The following is a 2,565-nucleotide window of genomic DNA, read 5'->3' as shown; positions in this document are numbered from 1 at the left end:
GTAGTGTGGGGTTTCCCCATGTGAGAGTAGGTCATCGTCAAGATTAAATTCCGAAACCCCAATTGCGAAAGCAGTTGGGGTTTTGTTTTGCCTGCAGGAAAGTGGTCTGCTTGATTTCTATGCAACAGCTCAGTGCATGGCTATTATTCGGGCCTTATCGTGAGGCGAGACCTGCATGCTGACGTTGTTGAATCTTTTGAAGGATGGGCGATTCCATTCTGGACAGGATCTCGGGGGCGCCCTGGGTATCAGTCGAAGTGCCGTATGGAAGCAGCTTCAGCATCTGGAGGCGGAGCTTGGACTGTCCATTAATAAGGTGCGAGGTCGCGGCTATCAGCTTGCGGCGCCTTTGACGTTGCTCGACCCTTTCAAGATTGAAGCATTGGCTCCGATTTGGCCGATTGCTGTCTTTGATTCCATCGACTCTACCAACGCAGAAGCATTGCGAGCCATCAATCAAGGTCGACCTGCGCCATTCCTTGTCCTCGCGGAGAGGCAGGTCGCCGGGCGTGGGCGTCGGGGGCGGAAGTGGGTGAGCCCTTTTGCTGAAAATCTATACTACAGCCTTGTCCTGCGTATTGATGGTGGTATGCGCCAGCTCGAAGGCTTGAGCCTTGTTGTTGGCTTGGCGGTTATGCAGACCTTGCGAAAGCTTGGGGTGCCTGCCGCGGGATTGAAGTGGCCCAACGATGTGTTGGTGGGTAGCAAGAAAGTCGCCGGTATTCTTCTAGAGCTTGTTGGGGATCCTGCGGATGTATGTCACGTAGTGCTCGGTATAGGCATTAACGTGAATATGCAGAGTGCTGATGAGGTTGATCAGCAGTGGACATCGATACGGCTGGAGTCAGGTAAAAGCTGTGACCGAAATGTTTTGGTTGCTGAGCTTAGTGAGCAGTTGCGAGCCTATATTCAGCGTCATCAGGCGGGTGGGTTCTCAGTTCTCCAGTCAGAGTGGGAGCGAGATCACTTGTGGCAAGGGCGGCCGGTTTCATTGATTGCCGGTGTTAGTCAGATAGATGGCGTGGTGCTTGGTATCGATAATCAAGGTGCACTGCGCTTGAAGGTGGATGGTGTGGAAAAGGTGTTTAGTGGTGGTGAGCTCAGTTTGAGGTTGCGTGATGATTCTTGAGCTCGACTGTGGAAACAGCTTTATCAAGTGGCGCGTGCTGGCTACTGCGTCGTGCGCTGTGGTCGCGGAGGGTGTGGTCGACTCGGATAAGGCGCTGGTTGACAGTCTGAGTGCTGTCCAAGGCTTGTCGCTGTGCAACTGTCGTCTGGTCAGTGTGCGGACTACTGAAGAGACTGGAGTCCTGATCGAGCTGCTCGAGCGGGAGTTCAGTGTCTCTGTCGTCTGTGCCAAACCTGCAAGGGAAATGTCTGGTGTCAGGAATGGATATGACGATTACGAGCGCTTGGGCCTTGATCGTTGGTTAGCGATGCTTGGCGGTTTTCATCTTGCTTGCGGTGCATGCCTGGTTCTTGATTTTGGCACGGCTGTGACGGCCGACTTCATCGCGGCTGATGGCGAGCATCTCGGTGGTTTCATTTGCCCAGGCATGCCACTGATGCGTAATCAATTGCGTACGCATACTCGGAAAATTCGTTACGGAGACCACGCGGCAGAGCTTGCATTGACCAGTCAGGCTCCAGGGCGAACGACTGTCGAGGCGGTGGAGCGTGGATGCTCACTAATGCTGAGGGGGTTTGTGCTGACTCAGATCCAGATGGCCCGTTCCTACTGGGGGGGGAGTTTTACCGTCTTTATTACGGGTGGTGATGCTGGCTTGGTTGCAGATGTTGCACCTGAGGCCAGGGTTGTTTCCGATTTGGTGTTTGTGGGCTTGGCCATGGCGTGTCCTTTGTCCTGAGGTTTGTATGCGTTGGTTGTTCCTTCTGCTCCTTGTTCTCAATGTATTTTATTACGTCTGGCATCAGCAGGAAGCGCCCATGCGTGCCAAGGATGTCACGCCGCTCAGCTTGTATCGGGGGGCTCAGCAGGATATTCGCTTGTTGAGCGAGACGGCTGGGTCGGTGCAGGAGAAGCAAAGTTCTCCGCGAGTGGGGCAAGAGTGTTTGTTTTTGGGCGGTTTTTCCCGGCAGGAGACGTTGTCGGCGCTAGAGCAGCGGCTGGTTTCCATGGAAGTGAAGACTCAATCTTCGCAAGGCGATCTCCCGGGGTCGGGTTATTGGTTGCGTATAGCGCCAGAAAGCCAGCGTTTGTTGGGGGATCTGCAGTTGCAGAACCTTTCCAAGGAATTCAATGAGTTAAAACATAAAATAATGCAGTGTGAGGGGGTTGCACCTGCTGAATAGTTTGCATAGAATGGCGCCCGCTCCACAGCGAAGACCTGAATGGGTCGTCAAAGTGAAGTGTGTCAACGCAGCTAACCTCAGGTTTTTAAATGAGAAAATGCTTGACAGGGGTTTGGCGTGATGTAGAATGCCGGCCTGATTAGGAGGGGTTCCCGAGCGGCCAAAGGGATCAGACTGTAAATCTGACGTCTACGACTTCGAAGGTTCGAATCCTTCTCCCTCCACCAGATTTTAGCGTGAGCTGTACGCTCT

At 53.5% G+C, this 2,565-nt stretch carries 3 protein-coding genes and 1 tRNA gene; all 4 read left to right on the top strand.

Annotation, left to right across the window (positions count from 1 at the left end; genetic code table 11):
* The first annotated feature begins 175 nt into the window (after window positions 1-175).
* The gene (birA, locus tag ACIOZM_RS31365) at window positions 176-1,129 is read left to right on the top strand and encodes a bifunctional biotin--[acetyl-CoA-carboxylase] ligase/biotin operon repressor BirA (RefSeq protein WP_401221483.1); all 954 of its coding nucleotides are present in this window, start codon (window positions 176-178) and stop codon (window positions 1,127-1,129) included.
* Window positions 1,119-1,868, top strand: a complete 750-nt coding sequence (locus ACIOZM_RS31360; RefSeq protein ID WP_401221481.1) for a pantothenate kinase — start codon at window positions 1,119-1,121, stop codon at window positions 1,866-1,868. The genes birA and ACIOZM_RS31360 overlap by 11 nt, the downstream gene beginning before the upstream one ends.
* A 7-nt stretch (window positions 1,869-1,875) precedes the next feature.
* Window positions 1,876-2,313, top strand: a complete 438-nt coding sequence (locus ACIOZM_RS31355; protein ID WP_401221479.1) for a hypothetical protein — start codon at window positions 1,876-1,878, stop codon at window positions 2,311-2,313.
* A gap of 142 nt (window positions 2,314-2,455) precedes the next feature.
* A tRNA-Tyr gene (locus tag ACIOZM_RS31350) sits at window positions 2,456-2,540 on the top strand.
* The last annotated feature ends 25 nt before the right edge of the window (window positions 2,541-2,565 follow it).

This window comes from Pseudomonas sp. NPDC087346 (assembly GCF_044744235.1).
GTDB lineage: Bacteria > Pseudomonadota > Gammaproteobacteria > Pseudomonadales > Pseudomonadaceae > Aquipseudomonas.
Note: the sequence above shows the minus strand (reverse complement) of the source record. Positions and strands in the feature narration are given on the sequence as shown.

What these genes read in the sequence shown, in the direction of transcription:
- birA (WP_401221483.1), top strand. Translation starts at nt 176, where the DNA reads ATGCTGACGTTGTTGAATCTTTTGAAGGATGGGCGATTCCATTCTGGA.
- ACIOZM_RS31360 (WP_401221481.1), top strand. Translation starts at nt 1,119, where the DNA reads ATGATTCTTGAGCTCGACTGTGGAAACAGCTTTATCAAGTGGCGCGTG.
- ACIOZM_RS31355 (WP_401221479.1), top strand. Translation starts at nt 1,876, where the DNA reads ATGCGTTGGTTGTTCCTTCTGCTCCTTGTTCTCAATGTATTTTATTAC.